At 72.7% G+C, this 16,974-nt stretch carries 20 protein-coding genes and 1 pseudogene (1 of these 21 only partly in view); 12 read left to right on the forward strand and 9 right to left on the reverse strand.

The annotated features are described in order from the left end of the window. Together ACQP2Y_RS33185 and ACQP2Y_RS33190 are read left to right on the forward strand one after the other, a co-directional pair. Positions 1 to 558 carry the 3' portion of an RNA polymerase sigma factor gene (locus ACQP2Y_RS33185; protein ID WP_433719704.1) on the forward strand. Its footprint begins 39 nt before the window's first position, so only the last 558 of its 597 coding nucleotides appear in the window; its start codon lies beyond the left edge, outside the window; it ends in the stop codon at positions 556 to 558. A gap of 112 nt (positions 559 to 670) precedes the next feature. Beyond that, the gene (locus ACQP2Y_RS33190; protein ID WP_433719706.1) at positions 671 to 1,351 is read left to right on the forward strand and encodes a hypothetical protein; all 681 of its coding nucleotides are present in this window, start codon (positions 671 to 673) and stop codon (positions 1,349 to 1,351) included. Between the two features lie 18 nt (positions 1,352 to 1,369). Here the strand turns inward: ACQP2Y_RS33190 and tyrS are convergent, their stop codons facing one another. Then, positions 1,370 to 2,647 carry a tyrosine--tRNA ligase gene (tyrS, locus tag ACQP2Y_RS33195; RefSeq protein ID WP_433719709.1) on the reverse strand — a complete coding sequence of 426 codons (1,278 nt, stop codon included), beginning with the start codon at positions 2,645 to 2,647 and terminating at the stop codon, positions 1,370 to 1,372. A 65-nt stretch (positions 2,648 to 2,712) separates the two neighbouring features. Here tyrS and ACQP2Y_RS33200 point away from each other — a divergent pair, with 65 nt between their 5' ends. Together ACQP2Y_RS33200 and ACQP2Y_RS33205 are read left to right on the forward strand one after the other, a co-directional pair. Then, on the forward strand, positions 2,713 to 3,474 hold the full coding sequence (locus ACQP2Y_RS33200) for a polyphosphate kinase 2 family protein (RefSeq protein ID WP_433719712.1): 762 nt from the start codon (positions 2,713 to 2,715) through the stop codon (positions 3,472 to 3,474). A 73-nt stretch (positions 3,475 to 3,547) separates the two neighbouring features. Next, positions 3,548 to 4,387, forward strand: coding sequence for an LPXTG cell wall anchor domain-containing protein (locus ACQP2Y_RS33205; protein ID WP_433719715.1), 840 nt, complete (start codon positions 3,548 to 3,550; stop codon positions 4,385 to 4,387). A gap of 4 nt (positions 4,388 to 4,391) precedes the next feature. Here the strand turns inward: ACQP2Y_RS33205 and ACQP2Y_RS33210 are convergent, their stop codons facing one another. From ACQP2Y_RS33210 to ACQP2Y_RS33220, 3 genes are read right to left on the reverse strand one after another with little or no spacing between them, the layout of a single operon-like run. Then, on the reverse strand, positions 4,392 to 5,045 hold the full coding sequence (locus tag ACQP2Y_RS33210) for an adenylate kinase family protein (RefSeq protein ID WP_433719718.1): 654 nt from the start codon (positions 5,043 to 5,045) through the stop codon (positions 4,392 to 4,394). 14 nt (positions 5,046 to 5,059) lie between these two features. Beyond that, positions 5,060 to 5,659 carry a hypothetical protein gene (locus ACQP2Y_RS33215; protein WP_433719721.1) on the reverse strand — a complete coding sequence of 200 codons (600 nt, stop codon included), beginning with the start codon at positions 5,657 to 5,659 and terminating at the stop codon, positions 5,060 to 5,062. Positions 5,660 to 5,697: 38 nt separating this feature from the next. Further along, on the reverse strand, positions 5,698 to 6,183 hold the full coding sequence (locus tag ACQP2Y_RS33220) for a type II toxin-antitoxin system PemK/MazF family toxin (protein ID WP_433719724.1): 486 nt from the start codon (positions 6,181 to 6,183) through the stop codon (positions 5,698 to 5,700). 35 nt (positions 6,184 to 6,218) lie between these two features. Here ACQP2Y_RS33220 and ACQP2Y_RS33225 point away from each other — a divergent pair, with 35 nt between their 5' ends. Beyond that, on the forward strand, positions 6,219 to 6,824 hold the full coding sequence (locus ACQP2Y_RS33225; protein ID WP_433719727.1) for a nucleotidyltransferase domain-containing protein: 606 nt from the start codon (positions 6,219 to 6,221) through the stop codon (positions 6,822 to 6,824). On the opposite strand, the gene ACQP2Y_RS33230 is transcribed toward ACQP2Y_RS33225, so the two are convergent. Then, the gene (locus ACQP2Y_RS33230) at positions 6,806 to 8,020 is read right to left on the reverse strand and encodes a hypothetical protein (protein ID WP_433719730.1); all 1,215 of its coding nucleotides are present in this window, start codon (positions 8,018 to 8,020) and stop codon (positions 6,806 to 6,808) included. The genes ACQP2Y_RS33225 and ACQP2Y_RS33230 overlap by 19 nt on opposite strands. Before the next feature lie 156 nt (positions 8,021 to 8,176). Between ACQP2Y_RS33230 and ACQP2Y_RS33235 the strand changes: the two genes are divergently transcribed. Then, positions 8,177 to 8,416 carry a hypothetical protein gene (locus tag ACQP2Y_RS33235; protein ID WP_433719732.1) on the forward strand — a complete coding sequence of 80 codons (240 nt, stop codon included), beginning with the start codon at positions 8,177 to 8,179 and terminating at the stop codon, positions 8,414 to 8,416. On the opposite strand, the gene ACQP2Y_RS33240 is transcribed toward ACQP2Y_RS33235, so the two are convergent. Next, positions 8,413 to 8,844, reverse strand: a complete 432-nt coding sequence (locus ACQP2Y_RS33240; protein WP_433719735.1) for a GNAT family N-acetyltransferase — start codon at positions 8,842 to 8,844, stop codon at positions 8,413 to 8,415. The two genes, ACQP2Y_RS33235 and ACQP2Y_RS33240, sit on opposite strands and share 4 nt — an antisense overlap. 33 nt (positions 8,845 to 8,877) lie before the next feature. Between ACQP2Y_RS33240 and ACQP2Y_RS33245 the strand changes: the two are divergent. The 3 genes and pseudogenes from ACQP2Y_RS33245 (at position 8,878) to ACQP2Y_RS33255 (ending at position 12,384) form a co-directional block, all read left to right on the forward strand. Next, positions 8,878 to 9,618: pseudogene (locus ACQP2Y_RS33245) on the forward strand (tyrosine-protein phosphatase). A gap of 141 nt (positions 9,619 to 9,759) precedes the next feature. Beyond that, the gene (locus tag ACQP2Y_RS33250; RefSeq protein ID WP_433732167.1) at positions 9,760 to 10,539 is read left to right on the forward strand and encodes a CAP domain-containing protein; all 780 of its coding nucleotides are present in this window, start codon (positions 9,760 to 9,762) and stop codon (positions 10,537 to 10,539) included. Between the two features lie 339 nt (positions 10,540 to 10,878). Continuing rightward, entirely contained in the window at positions 10,879 to 12,384 is a 1,506-nt protein-coding gene (locus tag ACQP2Y_RS33255; RefSeq protein ID WP_433719738.1) for a N,N-dimethylformamidase beta subunit family domain-containing protein, read from the forward strand. On the opposite strand, the gene ACQP2Y_RS33260 is transcribed toward ACQP2Y_RS33255, so the two are convergent. Next, positions 12,381 to 13,577 (reverse strand): citrate synthase family protein, encoded by a 1,197-nt coding sequence (locus ACQP2Y_RS33260; RefSeq protein ID WP_433719741.1) that lies wholly within the window; start codon positions 13,575 to 13,577, stop codon positions 12,381 to 12,383. The genes ACQP2Y_RS33255 and ACQP2Y_RS33260 overlap by 4 nt on opposite strands. Before the next feature lie 67 nt (positions 13,578 to 13,644). Here ACQP2Y_RS33260 and ACQP2Y_RS33265 point away from each other — a divergent pair, with 67 nt between their 5' ends. Together ACQP2Y_RS33265 and ACQP2Y_RS33270 are read left to right on the forward strand one after the other, a co-directional pair. After that, positions 13,645 to 14,751 (forward strand): citrate synthase 2, encoded by a 1,107-nt coding sequence (locus tag ACQP2Y_RS33265; protein WP_433719743.1) that lies wholly within the window; start codon positions 13,645 to 13,647, stop codon positions 14,749 to 14,751. A 10-nt stretch (positions 14,752 to 14,761) separates the two neighbouring features. After that, positions 14,762 to 15,379, forward strand: a complete 618-nt coding sequence (locus ACQP2Y_RS33270; protein ID WP_433719746.1) for a DNA-3-methyladenine glycosylase — start codon at positions 14,762 to 14,764, stop codon at positions 15,377 to 15,379. A 3-nt stretch (positions 15,380 to 15,382) separates the two neighbouring features. On the opposite strand, the gene ACQP2Y_RS33275 is transcribed toward ACQP2Y_RS33270, so the two are convergent. Beyond that, positions 15,383 to 15,778, reverse strand: a complete 396-nt coding sequence (locus ACQP2Y_RS33275; RefSeq protein WP_433719748.1) for a glyoxalase superfamily protein — start codon at positions 15,776 to 15,778, stop codon at positions 15,383 to 15,385. Continuing rightward, complete coding sequence (locus ACQP2Y_RS33280; protein ID WP_433719750.1) at positions 15,775 to 16,374, reverse strand: hypothetical protein; 600 nt, start codon at positions 16,372 to 16,374, stop codon at positions 15,775 to 15,777. The genes ACQP2Y_RS33275 and ACQP2Y_RS33280 overlap by 4 nt, the downstream gene beginning before the upstream one ends. A 73-nt stretch (positions 16,375 to 16,447) precedes the next feature. Between ACQP2Y_RS33280 and ACQP2Y_RS33285 the strand changes: the two genes are divergently transcribed. Continuing rightward, positions 16,448 to 16,951 carry a hypothetical protein gene (locus ACQP2Y_RS33285; RefSeq protein ID WP_433719752.1) on the forward strand — a complete coding sequence of 168 codons (504 nt, stop codon included), beginning with the start codon at positions 16,448 to 16,450 and terminating at the stop codon, positions 16,949 to 16,951. Positions 16,952 to 16,974 lie beyond the last annotated feature (23 nt).

Below are 16,974 nucleotides of genomic sequence, written 5' to 3' on the forward strand. Positions count from 1 at the left end.
GCTCAGGGTGGTGATGAGCGGGGTTTTGCCACTGTTTGGCGGGCCTTGCAGCCTGCCGTTCTCCGGTATCTGCGGGTTGTCGTCGGTGATGCCGCCGAGGATGTCGCTTCCGAGACCTGGTTGCAGGCCGCCCGGGATCTGCATCGGTTCTCCGGTGATTTCGGGGCTTTCCGGGGGTGGCTCTTCCGGATCGCCCGGCATCGCGGGATCGATGAGCGGCGGCGGCTGGGCCGTCGTCCTGAGGATCCGGCCGGGTCGGTGAATGCCGAGCTCCGGGCCCGGGATGCCGCCGCCGAGGCGTTCGAGGGTTCCGATACGCGGTGGGCGCTGGGGCTGATCGCCTCGCTGCCCGCTGATCAGGCCGAGGCCGTCATGTTGCGGGTGGTCGCCGGGCTGGATGTCGCCACCACGGCCAAGGTTCTCGGGAAGCGGTCCGGTGCCGTGCGGATCGCCACGATGCGGGGGTTGCGGCGGCTGGCCGCGCATCCGCAGGTGCAGGCGCGTAATGCGCCGGTGGCCGGTTCGCCGGTTGATCCGGCTCTGCCGGAGGGGGTGTAACGCGGTGGGGACATGGAGCGCTCTTCGGTCTGCGATGTCGATGAGGCGAGCCCGCCGGATCGGTCTCTCCGAGGCTGATCGGCTTGTAGCCGGTGCACGGCCGGACCCTGGCATGGAGGGTCTGGCCGAGCTGCTCGACGCCGCCAGGGCTTCCACCCCCGGGGAGGATCTGGCCGGCGAGCGGGCGGCTGTGGCCGGTTTTCTCGCCGCCCGGCAGCGTGCTGTACCGACCGCGCCGCCGAGGAGGGACCGTGCGGTCAGGACGTTCGCGATGAAGGTGGCTCTCGGATTCGCTGTCCTGGCTTTCGGTGGCACCGCCTTGGCGGCGCGGGCGGGCAGTCTGCCTCCGTCGGTGCAGGAACGCGCGCACGACATCTTCTCGGACGTGGGGGTGCCGGCTCCGGACCCGTCGACGCAGCCCACTGCTGGTGGCGGGACCACGTCAGCCGTACCGTCTCCGCTGCCGAAGCCGTCGCGCAGCGTGACTTCCTCGCCTGCCGTGACCGCTGTCCTGGATCTCTGCCGGGTCTGGGATGCCGCCCGGCAGGAGCCGCCCGGTAAGGCCGTGCCGGCGCCGGCCCGGCGGGCGCTGGCCGCGGCGGCCGGCGGGATGCCGAAGATCGACGATTTCTGCGCCGAGCTGCTCGGCAAGCCGGCCGTTACGAGCAAACCCTCTGACACCGGTACGCCCACAGAGAAGCCGAAGCCGACGCCGCCGTCCCCGGGTAAGCCTTCGGTCCCGCCCAGCCACCCCGGTAAGGGGCACGGCAAGCCCTCAGGTCCGGCCAAATGAATGCCCCTGCGGCGTTCCTTACTTGATCACTTCGACGCCGGCGAAGGTGCGCTTGCCGCGGCGCAGGACCAGGAAACGGCCCTGCAGCAGGGCCGACTCCGGGACGGTGGCCTCGGGGTCGGTGAGGCGCTCGTTGTTCAGGTACGCGCCGCCCTCGGCGATCGTGCGGCGCGCCTCTCCCCCGCTCTTGACCAGGCCGGACGTCTGGAGCAGGGCCGTCACGGTCGGGAGCTCACCGCGTACCTCCGTCAGGCCGGCCTCGGACAGCGCGGCCCGCAGCGTGTCCGCCGAGAGCTCCTCCAGCGATCCCCGGCCGAACAGCGCCTGGCTGGCGGTGACCGCCTGCCGGGCCTCCTCCTCGCCGTGCACCAGCGCGGTGATCTCGAAGGCCAGCTCGCGCTGGGCCAGCCGGGCCTGCGGCCGCTCGGCGGTCGCCTTCTCCAGCTCCTCGATCTCCTCGCGGCTCTTGAAGCTGAAGTAGCGCAGGTACTGCGAAATGTCCCGGTCGTCGGCGTTGACCCAGAACTGGTAGAACGCGTACGGCGAGGTCATCGTGGGGTCGAGCCAGGTGGCGCCGCCCTCGCTCTTGCCGAACTTGGTGCCGTCGGCCTTGAGGACCAGCGGGGTGGTGAAGGCGTGCACCGGGCCGGCGCCGCGGCGGCGGACGAAGTCGACCCCGGCGGTGATGTTGCCCCACTGGTCGGAGCCGCCGAACTGCAGCGAGCAGCCGTGCCGGCGGTGCAGCTCGTGGAAGTCGTTGGCCTGCAGCAGCTGGTAGCTGAACTCGGTGAAGCTGATGCCGGTCTCCAGGCGGTTCTTCACCACGTCGCGGGCCAGCATCTTGTTGACCGGGAAGTGCTTGCCGACGTCGCGCAGGAAGTCGATCACCGACAGGTCGCCGGTCCAGTCCAGGTTGTTGACCATGGTGGCGGCGTTCTCACCCTCGTACGTGACGAACGGGGCGAGCTGGTCGCGGATGCGCAGCACCCAGCCGGCGGTCACCTCGCGCGGGTTGAGCACGCGCTCGGCGGACTTGCCGCCCGGGTCGCCGATCTGGCCGGTCGCGCCGCCGACCAGCAGCAACGGGCGGTGCCCGGCCAGCTGGAGGCGGCGGGCGGTGACGACCTGCATGAGGTTGCCGACGTGCAGGGAGGCGGCGGTCGGGTCGAAGCCGACGTAGAACGTGATCGAGCCGCCGTCGAGGTGCTTGCGCAGCTCCTCGGGGTCGGTGGAGTCCTGGATCAGTCCGCGCCACTGCATGTCGTCAACGAGAGTCACCGGGAAATTGTCCCGCATCGGGCCGGGCCGCTCACACCGGGTTTCGGGATGCCGCGGGCGCGGCCGGGTGCGAGGCTGGGGCGATGAGTCGCCTGGGTTCCGCCGCACCACCCGTCGAGCTGTCCAAGAAGCAGGCCAAGGAGCGGCTGGAGACCGCCCAGCAGCGGCTGCTGCGCCTGCGGTTGCTGCTCGGCGGCCAGATCGGCAACAAGAAGATCGGACCGCCGCTCTGTGTCCTCTTCGAGGGCTGGGATGCCTCCGGCAAGGGCGGGGCGATCAAACGGCTGGTCGCGCCGCTGGACCCGCGGCACGTCCGGGTGTCGCAGTTCGCCGCGCCGACCTACGACGAGAAGCGGCACCACTTCCTCTGGCGCTTCTGGCCCAAGCTGCCCGGCTGGGGTGGCATGACGGTGCTGGACCGCTCCTGGTACGGCCGTGTCCTGGTCGAACGCGTCGAAGGCTTCGCCACCACGAAACAGTGGACCCGCGCGTACGACGAGATCGCCGAGTTCGAACGGACGCTGACCGCCGAGGGCGCGATCCTCATCAAGTTCTGGATGCACGTCTCGGAGGACGAGCAGCTGCGCCGGTTCGAGGATCGGGCCGGCGACCCGTTGCGCCGGTGGAAGCTCACGGACGAGGACTGGCGCAACCGGGACCGTCGCGCCGACTACGAGGTCGCGGTGGCGGAGATGCTCGACAAGACGGACAGGTCGCGGGCGCGCTGGCACGTCATCGCCGGTGACGACAAGCACTACGCCCGCTTGGCCGTCGTGGAGCGGGTCTGCAAGACCGTCGAGAAGGCGCTCACCCGGCACGGCTACGACATCCACGACGCCGACTGAGCCCGGCGCTGACTGAGCACGGGCGCGGCAACGGGGCAGAGCGATTTGCCGATCTCTTGTATGGTGCCCCGTCGTGAAGACCATCTTGCGCGCACTCGGCGCGGCTTTCGTCAGCGCCGCCGTGCTGGCAGTTCCCTCCGTGGCTCAGGCGGCCGACGAAACGCCGCTGTTCGGCGCGCTGACCGAACGCGACGCCAACGGACATTCCGTCACCTACCCGATCCGCGCGGGCGAGACCATCCCGGTCGTGCTGGGCGTGACCAACCGCGGCACCGCGCCTTCGCCGGGCGTCGTGGTCAACATCCGGGTGTTCAACGAGCTGCACCTGCCCCGGGCCTTCACCAACTGCTGGTACTACACCGACAGCAACCTCGACGGCGCCTGGTGCGAGTTCGACGGGGAGCTGCCCGTCGGCGGCACCTACGCGCTCTCGCCGTTCCAGGTCTCCGCCGACGCGGACGCGAAGGCCTTCAGCGGCAGTGTCGTCTTCCAGTGGTTCCCGAAGGACTGGGTGGACAAGAACGGCGGCATCAAGGAGTCGGCCGAGGAGCACGGCGGCCCGGGCACGACGCCGGTGGCGGGCACCGGGGGCAAGCTGGCCCTCGAGCCCAAGGAGCTGCCCGTGCCGGCGCGGACCGAGCGGGTCGGTTTCGCGTACGTCAAGCTGACGGCCCCGGCGACGACGCCGCCGACCACCGCACCGACCACCGCGCCCACCTCGGCGCCGACCGCCACCCCGACCGGCACGGACGCCGCCCCGGCCACCACCCCGCCGGCCGACGGCGGCAGCGGCGGCGGACTGCCGGTGACCGGCATCAACGCTGTCGCGATCGCGGGTGTCGGCGGTCTGCTGCTCGTGGCCGGTGTGGTCGCCTTCCTGTTCACCCGCCGCCGCAACAAGTTCACCGCCTGAGCGGTCAGGCGGCCGGGGCGTAGGCGGGTAGCCCCAGCGCCGTACGGATGGACGCCTGCACCTCGTCGGCGGAGGGGCGGGCGTCCACGTCGTGCACGACCTCCTTGCGGCCGAACAGCTCCAGCACCGGCCGGGTCTTCTCGTGGTAGTCGCGCAGCCGGGCCGCGAGAGCCTCCGGGGTGTCGTCCGCGCGGGTGATCAGCTCGGTGCCGCAGATGTCGCAGCGACCCTCCACCTCGGGCCGGTCGGCGATCAGGTTGTAGTCCATCCCGCAGCCCGGGCAGAGCCGGCGGCTGAGCACCCGGCGGCGGACCTCGTCGTCGGGCAGCTCCAGGTGGATGACGCCGTCGATGTCGTAGCTCTCCATGAAGAACTCGGCCTGCCGGCCGTTGCGCGGGAACCCGTCGATGACGAAGCCGAAGTTCCAGTCGTGCTGGTCCAGGCGGTCGCGGACCACGGACTCCACCATGTCGTCGCCGACCAGCTCGCCGGCGTTCATGGCCCGTCGCACCTGGGCGCCGAGCTTGGTGTGGCGCTGCACGTGCCAGCGGAAGATGTCGCCGACGCTGATGTGCACCAGGTCCAGGTCCTTGCTGAGCAGCTCGGCCTGGGTGCCCTTGCCGCTGCCCTGCACGCCCATGATCACGTACTTGCGCATGGTGTCGTCCTCTCTCAGTCCGCGGCGCCCACGCGGAGCGGGCCGGGGGCCTTGCGTCCGTCGAGCGCGGACGGGTCGATGCTCCACCCGTCGGCGACCCGCAGCACGTCCTGTTCGGAGACCAGCACCGTGCTCTCCTCGTCCACGCTCTCCTCGCCCAAGAAGCTGGCCGGCAGCCCGGCGGCTCGCTCGGCCGGGTCGGGGTCGCCGTGCCACGAGGTGACGTCGCCCGTCTGTCCGACGTAGCCGAACGTGCGGACCAGCTCGCCGTCGACGGCCCGTTGCCAGCGGTGCGACTCGGTCACCCGGTGGGTGGCGTAGAACTGCACCTCGGTGTGCAGGCGCGCGGAGAGCTCCACGACGTCCACCACGGTGTCGGGGCGCAGCAGGTAGCGGCCGGCTGCGAGCACCCAGGACGTGTCCCGGGCGCCCGGCAGCGCGGGCGTCACCGCGACGCGGTCGTCGCTCAGGTGCGCCAGGTCGATGCCGGCGCGCCAGGACACCTCGCCGAGGTCGCGCAGGCCGAGCGCGGCGAGCACCTGCTCCGGGTCGCCGTCGCGCACGGCGAGCCACGCCTGCTTACCGCCGAAACCGACCATAACGTCCGTATCCATGTTCACCACGGTAGTGGTCAACTCACCGGGGTGACCGGTTATGCCCAGCCGTGATCGCTGCGCAGCACACCGGCGACGCGGTCGAAGCGGACGCGGTCCAGCACCGCGCCCTCGCGGCGGATGCCGTCCTCGTCGACCTCGAGGACCCGGTCGAGGCGGATCCAGCTGGGCCGCGAGTCGCGGTCCCAGTCACCGGGGCCGAGGGCGAGCCAGTTGCGCTGGCCGTCGCGCTCGGTCTGGCTGGAGAGCATCAGGCCGAGCAGGGTACGGCCGTTGCGCCCGACCACGAGCACCGGCCGGTCCTTGCCCTGCGACGGGTCGTCCTCGTACTTCACCCAGGTCCACACGATCTCGCCCGGATCGGCGTCGCCGTCGAGGTTCGGCGAATACTCGAGGTGGCGCCCGCGCTGGGCGGTGGGGACCTGCCGCGGCGGGGCGGGGTGCGCGGTGCCCTGCGGGGCCGGGGTACGGCGGCCCGCGACCCGGCGCAGCGTGCTGGTGATGCCGTTGAGGAGTCTGCTCACCCGCGCACTGTATCGACAGGCCCTACGCTGACGGCATGACTCCCGGCGTGGACGCGTGGCAGCCGTACTCGCCGCAGGAGCTGGCCGACCGGCTGGCCGGGCTGCCCGTCACCTGGGCTGTGGCCGGCGGGTGGGCGGTTGATCTGTTCCTCGGCCGGGTCACCCGCGACCATCACGACATCGAGCTGGTCCTGCCCGCGTCGGACTTTGGGCAGCTCACCCCGCTGTTCCCGGGCTGGGAGTTCCACGTGCCGCAGTCCGGGACCCTGACGCCCGCCGACCCGGTGAGCCTGGCCGCCGAGTTCCAGACCTGGGCCCTGGACCCGGCGATCGGGAGGTGGCGCTTCGACGTGTTCCGGGAGCCGCACGACGGGGACACCTGGATCTGCCGGCGCGACGAACGGATCCGCCGCCCGTACGCGGAGGTTGTGCAGCGCACGCCGGACGGGATCCCCTTCGTCGTCCCGGAGGTGGTCCTGTTGTTCAAGGCGAAGGCCGCCCGGGACAAGGACGAGCAGGACCTGGCCGCGGTGCTGCCGGAGCTGTCGGCCGGCCGCCGGGCCTGGCTGGACGCGGCGCTGGCCCTGGCCCATCCGGACCATCCCTGGCGGGCCCGGCTGGCTCACTCCGCCGAGCGGTAGGCGACCTCGGGGTCGAGCAGTGCTGCCCAGGACGGGTGCCACGCCGGCTCCCGCGCCTGCACCTCGGCCCGCAGGTTGCTGCGCCACGGACCCGAGATGCCGTTGTCCTCCCACCAGTCCGGCCACGAGTCGTAGCGGCGTTCCACCGTCACCCCGTGCGCGGTCGTCTCGACGAACAGGAACAGCCAGCGCCCCGAGGCGTCAGCGGCCTCGGCCGACCGCAGCCGGCGGACCAGATCACTCAGCTCCCCGAACGCGCCGAACCTGCCCTCACCGGGCCGGTCGGCCGGGGCACCCTCGCCGGGCTGGGCGGCGAGGCTGCTGTCGTCGGCGTACACCCGCAGCGTGCAGCGGCCGTCACCGCCCGGCGCGCGGCTGCGCATCCAGGTGACCAGGGCGCCCAGCTCGCCGGTGGGCACCGGCTCGGGCCGTTCGCGTTCGGGCTCGGTGTGCATGGCGGCCCAGATCAGCCGGTCGTGCTCGTGGTCGCTGAGCTTGCGGACCCGCCGCCGGGCCGGTCGCCGGCCCGCGGGTGTCTGCGGCACCGAGGTGCCCGGCGCCACGCCACCGCGCACGGCGACGGCCAGGCCCGCGGCGGCGTCCAGGGCCGGATCGGCGAGCCGGGCGAGCAGGCCGGCCAGGGCGGTCCCGTCCAGCTCACGGCGGGTGCCGACCGTCAGCAGCCGTACGGCGGCAGCCCGCACGTCAGCCCGCTCGTCGGCGGTGTCGAGGTCGTGCTGCCCCCACTCGAAGACCACGTCGACCAGCGCGGCCACCGTGGCGTCCGCGTCCAGCACGGCGCCGGCCGTCGCAGCGAGCCCGTCCTGTACGCCGTCCGGATACTCGGCCCGGCGCCAGCCGCCGCCGTCGTGCCAGAGCACGTAACCGAGCTGGTCCTCGGCGGCGTACGGCACCAGGTCGTCCCAGGGCAGCCAGTCGGGCGCACCGGCGAGCAGGTCCAGCGGTGGGTCGGTGTGGGTGGTGGCGCTGTACTCGTGGTCGCAGCCGTACAGGACGGCGCGGCCGCCCTCGATCAGCGCCAGGTGGGCCCAGTTGCCCCCGCCGTCGTCGTGGTGCGCGCCGGTGTCACCCACCGACCAGACGTCGTCCCACCCGATGGCGCTCAGCGCGGCGGCCAGCGTGACCCAGCGGGTCCACACTTGGCCGGGCTCGGGCAGGTCAACGGGGATGATCACGACCACAGGCTATTGCCCCCTCGGACTTTGCTCCTGTCGGAAAGTTGCCACCTGCACCGCCAGCCATTGATGACTGACCCCAGGTCAGGCACGCTCCTCTGTGTAGTGCCCAGATCGCTCAACGTGAGCAGGATCGCCCGGAAGGTGCGTGCGTCGATGCTGCTGCCGCGGACCGAGCACCTCCCGGCCCGCCCGGCCTGGGACTGCCAGGTCTGCGCCGACCCGTGGCCCTGCCCGCAGGCCAGGACCGACCTCGCCGAGCAGTACGCCCGCTTCCCGGCCGGCCTGGCCATCTACATGGCCTCGGTGATGTACGACGCGATCGGCGACCTCACCACCGTCGGCGAACCGACCCCGGCCGACCTCTACGAACGCTTCCTGGCCTGGGTCGGTTAGCCGAGGCTGAGGGCCATGCCGAGGGAGATGGGGGCGGTGTCGACGAAGCCGTGGCGGGCGTACAGGCGGCGGCCCGGCGCGTCGGCGAGCAGGTTGACGTAGGCGTCCGGCGGGGCCACCTGCTTGATCCGGGCCAGCAGCGCCGTCAGCACCACGTCGCCGAGGCCGCGGCGCTGGTGGTCGGGCAGGACCGCCATGTCGACGATGTGGAAGTACCAGCCGCCGTCGCCGATGATCCGGCCCATGCCGGCCGCCGTACCGGTTTGCGTGTGCACGATGTGGCAGGCGTACCAGCTGCCCGGCAGCGCCGCGACCGCCTGCTCCCGGGTCTTGGGCGACAGTCCGCTGTCGCGCCGCAGCGTCAGGTACGCCTCGACCGGTGGCGGCCCTTCGACCAGCTGATAGCCCTGCGGCAGCTCCCTGTTCATGTCCCGATCCTCGCAGAGGCGATGATCTCCGGCATGACCTCCGGCCGGCACGTGCCCTTCGACAGCCTCTGCAACTTCCGCGACCTGGGCGGCTACGCGACCAGCGACGGGCGGACCACCCGCTGGCGCACGCTCTACCGCGCTGATTCCCTCGGCCGGCTGGCCGGGGAGGACGACCTGCGGCGCTTCCGGGAGCTGGGCGTCGGCACGGTCATCGACCTGCGCTATCCGTGGGAGATCGCCGCGGCCGGCCGGCTGCCCGCCACCGACGGGGTGACCTGACTCAACCTGAGCATCGAGCATCGCCCCTACGACCAGTCGCAGATCGATCCGGACCTCGACCCGTGGCGCTATCTGGCCGACCGGTACGCCGAGGTGGCCGCCGACGGCACCGCCGAGCTGCGGCAGGCCATCGAGACCATCGCCGCCGCCGACGCGCCGCTGGTGTTCCACTGCGCCTCGGGCAAGGACCGCACCGGGCTGCTCGCCGCGCTGGTGCTGGCGCTGCTGGACGTGCCGGTCGAGACGATCGCCGCCGATTTCGCCCTCACCGAGCTGGCCACGCCGCGGCTGCGGGAGCGGTGGCTGGCCGAGCATCCGGGCCGGGAGCTGCGCTGGCCCGGCTACGGCCGGGCGCCGGCCGAGCTCATCCGGATGGTCCTGGCCGAGCTCACCGCCGGGCACGGTTCGGTGCACCGGTACGCGGCCGAGCGGCTGGAGCTCGACGACAGCGTGGTGGCCGCCCTGCGTACCCGGCTTCTTATGTCTTCGTGAGTCGATCCTTAAGCGCTCCTGAGGTGGCCCCCGCGCGGGGCCGGCGGGCCGCATAGTCGCTTGTGTTGCCGTCCCCCACCCGGCTTCCTGCCGCGCCCGCGCGGCCGCGACCCGCTACTCCCGAGGTGACCGTCCGTGCCGATGCCCGCTGCCCAGAGATTCCGGTACACCCTGGTGGCGGGAGCCACCGCCGTGGTGATCGGGGTGGGTTTCACGGTCGTCGGCTTCAACCGGCAGGCCGCACCCCCGGCAACCCGTACCGCCGCGGACGTCCCCCTGGTCGTGGCCGACCCGGCCGGTGAGCCGGACACCGGCACCGATCTGCTGGACGAGACGATCCTGCCCAGCTCGGCGACCCCGTCACCGTCCCCGTCGGTGACGAGCGCCACCCCGGTGACCAAGGCGCCGACCAAGGCCGCGAAGAAGCCGGCGACGCCCTCGAAGCGCCGGACGACCGCGCCGGCGGACAAGCCGAAGCCGAAGAATGCCCCGGCGACCAGCGGCTCGATCCTGGACCAGGTGCTGGACCACATCAACGCGGCCCGCGGCGACGAGGGGCTGGCGGCGTTGTCGCTGGACAGCTCGCTGTCGAAGGCGGCGGCCCTGCACAACCAGCGGATGATCGACGGCTGCGGGCTCAACCACCAGTGCTCGGGCGAGGGCGGCATCGGCGACCGGTTCAGCGCGCAGGGTGTGCAGTGGCGTTCGGCGGGCGAGAACATCGGCTTCGGCTTCGCGGGCTCCGCGGACTCGGAGATCGTCAAGGCGGCCAACGGGCTGTGCGACAGCATGCTGGCCGAGGTGCCGCCGGCCGACGGGCACCGTAAGAACCTGCTCAGCAAGGACTTCAAGCGGATCGGGCTCAGCGTCGTCCGCGAGTCGGGCGGCAAGGTGTGGCTGACCCAGGACTTCGTCGGATGACCGGCCGGTGGCCCAGCGGCCCGGCCCGGCGCCGCCGCCTGCGGGACATGTTCGGCCCGACGCGCCCGTTCGGCCCGAACCGGCCGGGCGGGCAGTGCGGCCCGGTCAAGCGCACCCGGCCGGCCGGCCCTCGGCGCCCGGCCAGCTGACCCTCCGCCACCAACCCCGTACGGGGTTGCGGACGCCCGGCATACTCGGCGCGGCAGTGACAGACACGCCTGCCGCCGCCGACGGATCCCGCGCCCAGCCCTGCGGTTCCACTGTCTACAGTGGAGCCATTTTTGCGTCCGATCGGCGGTGCGGGCGGCATTTCACCACGGGGGAAACACCATGCCGGCCATGTCTCGTCGTACGGCGCTGAGCCTGCTCGCGCTCACCGCCGTCAGCACATCGGGTTCCTGCGGTACGGCCGGTGCACAGCCGGCCCACCACGACAGCAGAGGAAAAGGACGGGCCGCCAACCCGGTGGTCCTGGAGAACATGCTCGACGGGGACAGCGGGTGGCAGCTGGCCGGCGTACGGAGCTCGGGCGACGTCACGCGCCAGGTCCAGGGGTACGCGTCCCGCACGTCGGTCAACGTCGGCGAGTCGCTCGACTTCCACGTCTCGGTGGCCGGTGACCGGGCGTTCACCGTCTCGATCTACCGGCTCGGCCACTACGGCGGCGCGGGTGGCCGGCGCCTGCTGACCAGCGGCAGCCTGCGCGGCACCGAGATGCCCACGCCCCCCGCCGACCCCGACACGGGCCTGATCGAGTGTGACTGGCCCGTCTCCTGGACGTTGGCCGTCCCGGCCGACTGGACCTCCGGATACTTCCTGGCGGTGTTCGACACCGACGACGGCTTCCGCAGCTGCACACCGTTCGTGGTGCGCGACGACGGGCGCAAGGCCGACTTCGTCGTCGTGGTGCCGTTCAGCACCTACCAGGCGTACAACTTCTGGCCGGCCGACGGGCGGACCGCGAAGAACCTCTACAAGGGCTACGTCCGGCCCGGCAAGGTCGGCGGCATCCCGGAGCGCGCCTTCCAGGTGTCCTTCGACCGCCCCTACTCCGGCGGCGGGATGCCCAGCTGGTCCGACCTGGACATCGCCGCCGCCCGCTGGCTCGAGGCCACCGGCTTCGACGTGGCGTACGCCTCCAGCCTGGACCTGCACGAGCAGCGCATCCCGGCCGGCAAGCACGCCGCATTGATCTTCCCCGGCCACGACGAGTACTGGTCGAAAGCCATGCGCGACAGCACGGAGAGCGCCGTCGACGGTGGCACGCACCTGGCGTTCCTGGCAGCGAACAACATCTACTGGCACGTGCGGTTCGACCCCGCGCGGGACGGGCGCCGCAACCGGGTGGTGACCTGCTACAAGGACACCCCGGACCCGGGAGCGGACGGGAACGGGCCGACCTGCAACTGGCGCAAGATCGGCAAGAAGCACAGCCACGCCGAGCAACGGCTGCTGGGCGTGCAGTACAACGGGATGCTGGCCGACCCGCTGCCGCTGGTGATCAGCAAGAGCAGGCACTGGTTCTGGGCGGGCACCGGGGTCCGCGACGGCGACACCGTCCCCGGGCTCGTGGCGGTCGAGGCCGACGGCTGGAACCCGAAGATCAAGCTGTCCCGCCGGGCGAACCAGACACTGCTGTCCGAGACCCCGTACGAGGACCGGCTCGGCCGCGGGGCGCGGGTGCAGAACACCAGCCTCTACGAGACCGCCCGCGGCACGCTGGTCTTCGCGGCGGGGACGTTCCATTGGAACCTCGCCCTGGTCGACTCGGCGTACACCGACGTACGGATCCAGCGGGCGACGCGGAACCTGCTCACCCGCATGCTGGTCGGCTCGCGGGCCTAGGGGATGTCTCGCGGGGACCGGCCGGCGTAGCGGCCGCTGGGCCGGAAGCGGCTCGGCTCGTCGGCGTACTCCTCCAGGGCGTGGGCGAGCCAGCCGGCGGTCCGGGCGACGGCGAAGATCGCCTCCCCGGCGTCGGCGGGCATGCCGGTGGCCTGGGTGAAGGCGGCCAGGGCGAAGTCGACGTTCGGCGCGGCGCCGGAGTGCCGGGCCATGGCCGCCCGGACCGCCTGCGCGTCCGCGGTGGCCGGCGACTCCCCCAGCAGACCGAGCAGGACCACCGCGCGGGGGTCGCCGGCCGGGTAGAGCTGCTGACCGAAGCCCGGGACCCAGCCGTCCGCGCGCAGCCGGTCGGCGATCGTGCCGACCGGATCACCCGAGCGCGTCGCCTCGGTCAGCAGCCGGACCACGAGGTCGCTGGCCCCGCCGTGCAGCGGGCCGTCGAGGGCGGCCAGGCCGGCCTGGACGACGGCGTACGGGTGCGCCCGGGTCGAGGCGGCCACCCGGGCCGCGAAGGTGGAGGCGGCCAGGTCGTGATCGGCCAGCAGGACCAGGGCGGCGTTCAGGGTGACGAGGTCGGCCGGGGTCGGCGGGCGCTGACTCAGCCGCGCCCACAGAACACCGGCGAGGTCCGGGCTTTGCGAGGGCTGCGATTGCACGGGCAGCGCCGCGACCATGGTGGCGATGATCGTGCGGCCGCGGGCGATCACCGCGGCCGGCGTGGTGTCGAAGCGCAACCGGTCCGCGGCGGCGATCGCGGCGACCGTCACCCGGAGCCGGTCGGCCGCCCGCGCGTTCGCCGGCAGGGGCGCCGTCACCGCCTCGGCCAGCGCCAGCAGCTCGGGGTCGGGCTCCATCGGGACGTGCTCCAGCCGCCCGGTCCACAGCAGGGTGGCCACCGACTCGAAGGACGTCGTGGTGGCGAGCTCGCGAGCGCGGTGGCCGCGGTAGAAGAGGTCGTCGCCGGTGATCAGGGTGATGCCGGTGTGGATGGCCGGGGCGTCCGGCGCGGCCGCGGGACGCCGGCGCCGGGCGGCGAAGGCCGTGACCTCGGGCTCGGCGAACAGGCTCTCCTTGCCGTCGGCGTTGCGGTGGCTGCCGAGCAGGCCCCGGCTCACGTACGCGTAGACCGTCGCCTTCTTGACGCCCAGCCGGCGCGCCACTTCCTCGGTCGTCAGCAGCCGGTCTCCACCCATGTGGTCATCTTCTCATGTTGACTGGATCAATGTTGACATGCGGATCGGCGGGACCGACATTGAGGTGATGCTGACCGTGAAACCTGGACTGGCCGACGTCGTCGCGTTCGACACCCGCATCGCCGAACCCGACCGCACCGGCGGCTCCCTGCGCTACCGCGGGGTCGACATCGAGACGCTGGTCGGGCGAGCGGGCTTCGCCGACGTGTGGGGCCTGCTGGTCGACGGCGACTTCGCCCGGCCGCTGCCCGCCGCGGAGCCCTACGACCTCCCGGTCCGGACCGGCAGCCTGCGGGTGGACCTGCAGGCGGCGACCTCCATGGTGGCCGCCCGGCACGGACTACAGCCCTTGATCGACATCGACGACGACCGGGCGCGGGAAGACCTCGCCCTCACCTCGGCCACGATGCTGTCGTTCGTGGCGCAGGCCGCCCGCGGTCCGGAACTACCCGCGGTGCCGCAGGAGCAGGTCGACGCGGGCCGCACCGCCGCCGAGCAGTTCATGATCCGGTGGCACGGCGAGGCGGACCCGCGCCGGGTCGAGGCCGTCGACCGGTACTGGGTCTGCGCGGCGGAGCACGGGATGAATGCCTCGACCTTCACGGCGCGCGTGGTCGCCAGCACCGGGGCCGACGTGGCCGCCTGCCTGTCCGCGGCGGTCGCCTCCCTGTCGGGGCCACTGCACGGCGGCGCCCCGTCGCGGGCGCTGGGCATGGTCGAGGCCGTGGAGCAGAGCGGCGACCCCCGCGGCTACGTCAAGGAGGTGCTGGACAGCGGGAAACGTCTGATGGGCTTCGGGCACCCGGTCTACCGGGCCGAGGACCCCCGGGCCCGCATCCTGCGTGCGGCCGCCCGGGAGCTGGGGGCACCACGGTACGAGGTCGCGCTCGCCCTGGAAGAGGCCGCGCTGGCCGAGCTGCGCGAGCGCAAACCGGACCGGGTGCTGGAGACGAACGTCGAGTACTGGGCGGCGATCGTGCTCGACTTCGCCGGCGTACCGGCCGAGCTGTTCACGCCGCTGTTCGCGTGCGCCCGGACGGCCGGCTGGAGCGCGCACATCATCGAGCAGAAGCACCTCGGCAAGATCATCCGGCCGTCCGCGGACTACGTCGGCGAGACCGACCGGGAACCGTCCGCCCTCGCCGGCTGGGAGCGTCTCGGCGCCACCCGCTAGCGTCTGGCGGGTGAACGACTACTCCTGGCTGCGGATCCCCGCGGCCGACGTGGACCGGGCGGCGCGGGAGCTGCTCGGGTGGCGGCTCACCGCCAACGGGGTCACCGCCCGGCTCACCGAGGTCGAGGCCTACAGCGGCCTCGGCCAGGACCCGGCCAGCCACGCCCACCGGGGCATGACCGCGCGCAACGAGGTGATGTTCGGCCCGGCCGGAATGCTGTACGTCTACCAGATCTACGGCATGCACTTCTGCGCCAACGTGGTCTGCGGCGAGGAGGGGGTCGCTTCCGCCGTACTGCTGCGGGCCGGGGAGGTCGTCGCCGGGCTGGAGACCGCCCGGTCCCGGCGCCCGGCGGCCAAGCACGACCGCGATCTGGCCGCCGGGCCCGCCAAGCTGATGCAGGTGCTGGCCCTCGACCGGCGGGCCAACGCGACGTCCGTCGTGGACGGCACCGGCCCGGCAACCCTGACCCCGCCCGACGAGCCGGTGCCGGCGGCCGAGGTGGTCGCCGGCCCCCGGGTCGGGGTCACCTCCGCGCACGACGTGCCGTGGCGGTTCTGGATCAAGGGCGATCCCACGGTGAGCGGCTACCGCCGGCACACGCCCCGGCAGCGCGCCCGGAGCTGACGGTCAGTTCCGCTCCGGCTGGGCGAAACGCAGCAGGTTGCCGTACGGGTCGATCAGCTGCATCGTCGGTCCGCCCGGCGCGTCCACGTCGACGCCCGGCGGCTGGGCCGCCTCCGGACGGGACAGCAGCTCGTCGCGCAGCGCGTGGACGTCGGCGACCGGGAACCAGACGACGCCGTGCGGGCTGCCGTCGCCGTGGTGCTCGGACAGGTGCAGCACGGCCTCGGACCGCGAGACCTGCACGTACCACGGCATCCCGGGCTCGAACTGGTGCCGCCAGTCCACGGCGAAGCCGAGGTATCCGACGTAGAACCGCAACGCCACCTCGACCGACATCACCCGCAGCACCGGCACGCCGGGCGCGATCTCGGGCCGGGCCGGCCCTCCGCTGATGGTCATAGTGCATCGTCCCCTTCCCGGATGTGTGCCCGGGCCGCGCCGATGCACGGACCGGCAACGATGAGTGCGCCGACCGCCAGCGCCGCGAGAGCCTCCCCGCCGGTCGGCACCTCGGACGGCAGCCGGGGGTCGACGAGCCCGCCCGGATCGAGCACCACGATGACCGCGTCGCCGAGTTCGGCCGCCGGCCGGTCCTCGGGCCAGGACAGCAGCCGCCCGGCGACCGGCTCACCGGCGCGCAGCAGCGTGTAAGTGGCGGGACCGCGGCTGCTGCGGTGGACCTCGGCCACGGTGCCGACGGTCCGCACCCCGCGCATGTCCAGCACCACGGCCCAGAAGGCGGCCGCCGCCAGGAACATCAGCAGGGCGCTGAGGAACCAGGCGACCAGGAGCCAGACCGCGCGGGCGTTGACGTACGGCCACGGCCACGCGATGTAGAAGACGACAGGGCTCACCGCCCACACCAGGGTCCCCACCACCGGGACCAGGTCGGGGCGCACCCACGTGGTGGCGACGACCGTGTCGAGCGCGGCCACCGCCAGGAAGACCAGCAGGTACACGCCCGATCGGCCCAGCACGGCTGCGGCTCTTCGCACGGCAGCACCGTACCCGGTGGAATAAGCGCGATCCGGCCCCCGGCGGGCGGCCCGGCCGTTAGCGTTCCCGGTGGTGATCTCGCGTCGGATGTTGCTGCTGCTCGACGTCATGTGTGTGGCCGGCGTCGGCTGGGCCGGCGTGCTCATCGGCGCCCTGCTCGGCGGGGACCGGCTCGTGTCGACCACCGTGGCCGTGGTGGTCGCCGGGGTGCTCGTGCTGCCGGGCTTCACCGCCGGGATCCTCACCAACCGGCGGATCGTGCGGGGCCGGCAGCCGCAGAGCGGGTGGGTACGGTCGGTGTGGTCGCCGCCCGAGCTGCCGCGATGGGGGCTCACCCTCACCGGCCTGGTGTTCTTCGCGTTCTGGCTCGCCGGGATCAGTGCCGTCGCCGGGATGAGCCAGGAGATCCCGGCCGGGGACAGCGCCGCCGCGCAACGCCAGGTCGACCACCAGCAGCGGTTCGCGCTCGGAGTGCTCGGCGGGGTCGGGACCGGCGGCACCGCGCTGGCCGCCGCGTCACTGCTGCGGGTACGCCGCACAGCCCGCACCGGCGAGCGGCAGACGGCAGCGCGCTGAGGCGTCGAGACCGGCGCCGTCCC

The sequence above is a fragment of the Actinoplanes sp. CA-051413 genome (assembly GCF_050955795.1).
Classification (GTDB): domain Bacteria; phylum Actinomycetota; class Actinomycetes; order Mycobacteriales; family Micromonosporaceae; genus Actinoplanes.

Bases quoted from the DNA above. Each gene is read 5' to 3' on its own strand.
- ACQP2Y_RS33235 (WP_433719732.1), top strand. From the start codon at position 8,177: ATGCTGCTGCCGCGGACCGAGCACCTCCCGGCCCGCCCGGCCTGGGAC.
- ACQP2Y_RS33200 (WP_433719712.1), top strand. From the start codon at position 2,713: ATGAGTCGCCTGGGTTCCGCCGCACCACCCGTCGAGCTGTCCAAGAAG.
- ACQP2Y_RS33265 (WP_433719743.1), top strand. From the start codon at position 13,645: ATGCTGACCGTGAAACCTGGACTGGCCGACGTCGTCGCGTTCGACACC.
- ACQP2Y_RS33250 (WP_433732167.1), top strand. From the start codon at position 9,760: ATGCCCGCTGCCCAGAGATTCCGGTACACCCTGGTGGCGGGAGCCACC.
- ACQP2Y_RS33255 (WP_433719738.1), top strand. From the start codon at position 10,879: ATGTCTCGTCGTACGGCGCTGAGCCTGCTCGCGCTCACCGCCGTCAGC.
- tyrS (WP_433719709.1), bottom strand. From the start codon at position 2,647: ATGCGGGACAATTTCCCGGTGACTCTCGTTGACGACATGCAGTGGCGC.
- ACQP2Y_RS33240 (WP_433719735.1), bottom strand. From the start codon at position 8,844: ATGAACAGGGAGCTGCCGCAGGGCTATCAGCTGGTCGAAGGGCCGCCA.
- ACQP2Y_RS33215 (WP_433719721.1), bottom strand. From the start codon at position 5,659: ATGGATACGGACGTTATGGTCGGTTTCGGCGGTAAGCAGGCGTGGCTC.
- ACQP2Y_RS33275 (WP_433719748.1), bottom strand. From the start codon at position 15,778: ATGACCATCAGCGGAGGGCCGGCCCGGCCCGAGATCGCGCCCGGCGTG.
- ACQP2Y_RS33225 (WP_433719727.1), top strand. From the start codon at position 6,219: ATGACTCCCGGCGTGGACGCGTGGCAGCCGTACTCGCCGCAGGAGCTG.
- ACQP2Y_RS33210 (WP_433719718.1), bottom strand. From the start codon at position 5,045: ATGCGCAAGTACGTGATCATGGGCGTGCAGGGCAGCGGCAAGGGCACC.
- ACQP2Y_RS33190 (WP_433719706.1), top strand. From the start codon at position 671: ATGGAGGGTCTGGCCGAGCTGCTCGACGCCGCCAGGGCTTCCACCCCC.
- ACQP2Y_RS33260 (WP_433719741.1), bottom strand. From the start codon at position 13,577: ATGGGTGGAGACCGGCTGCTGACGACCGAGGAAGTGGCGCGCCGGCTG.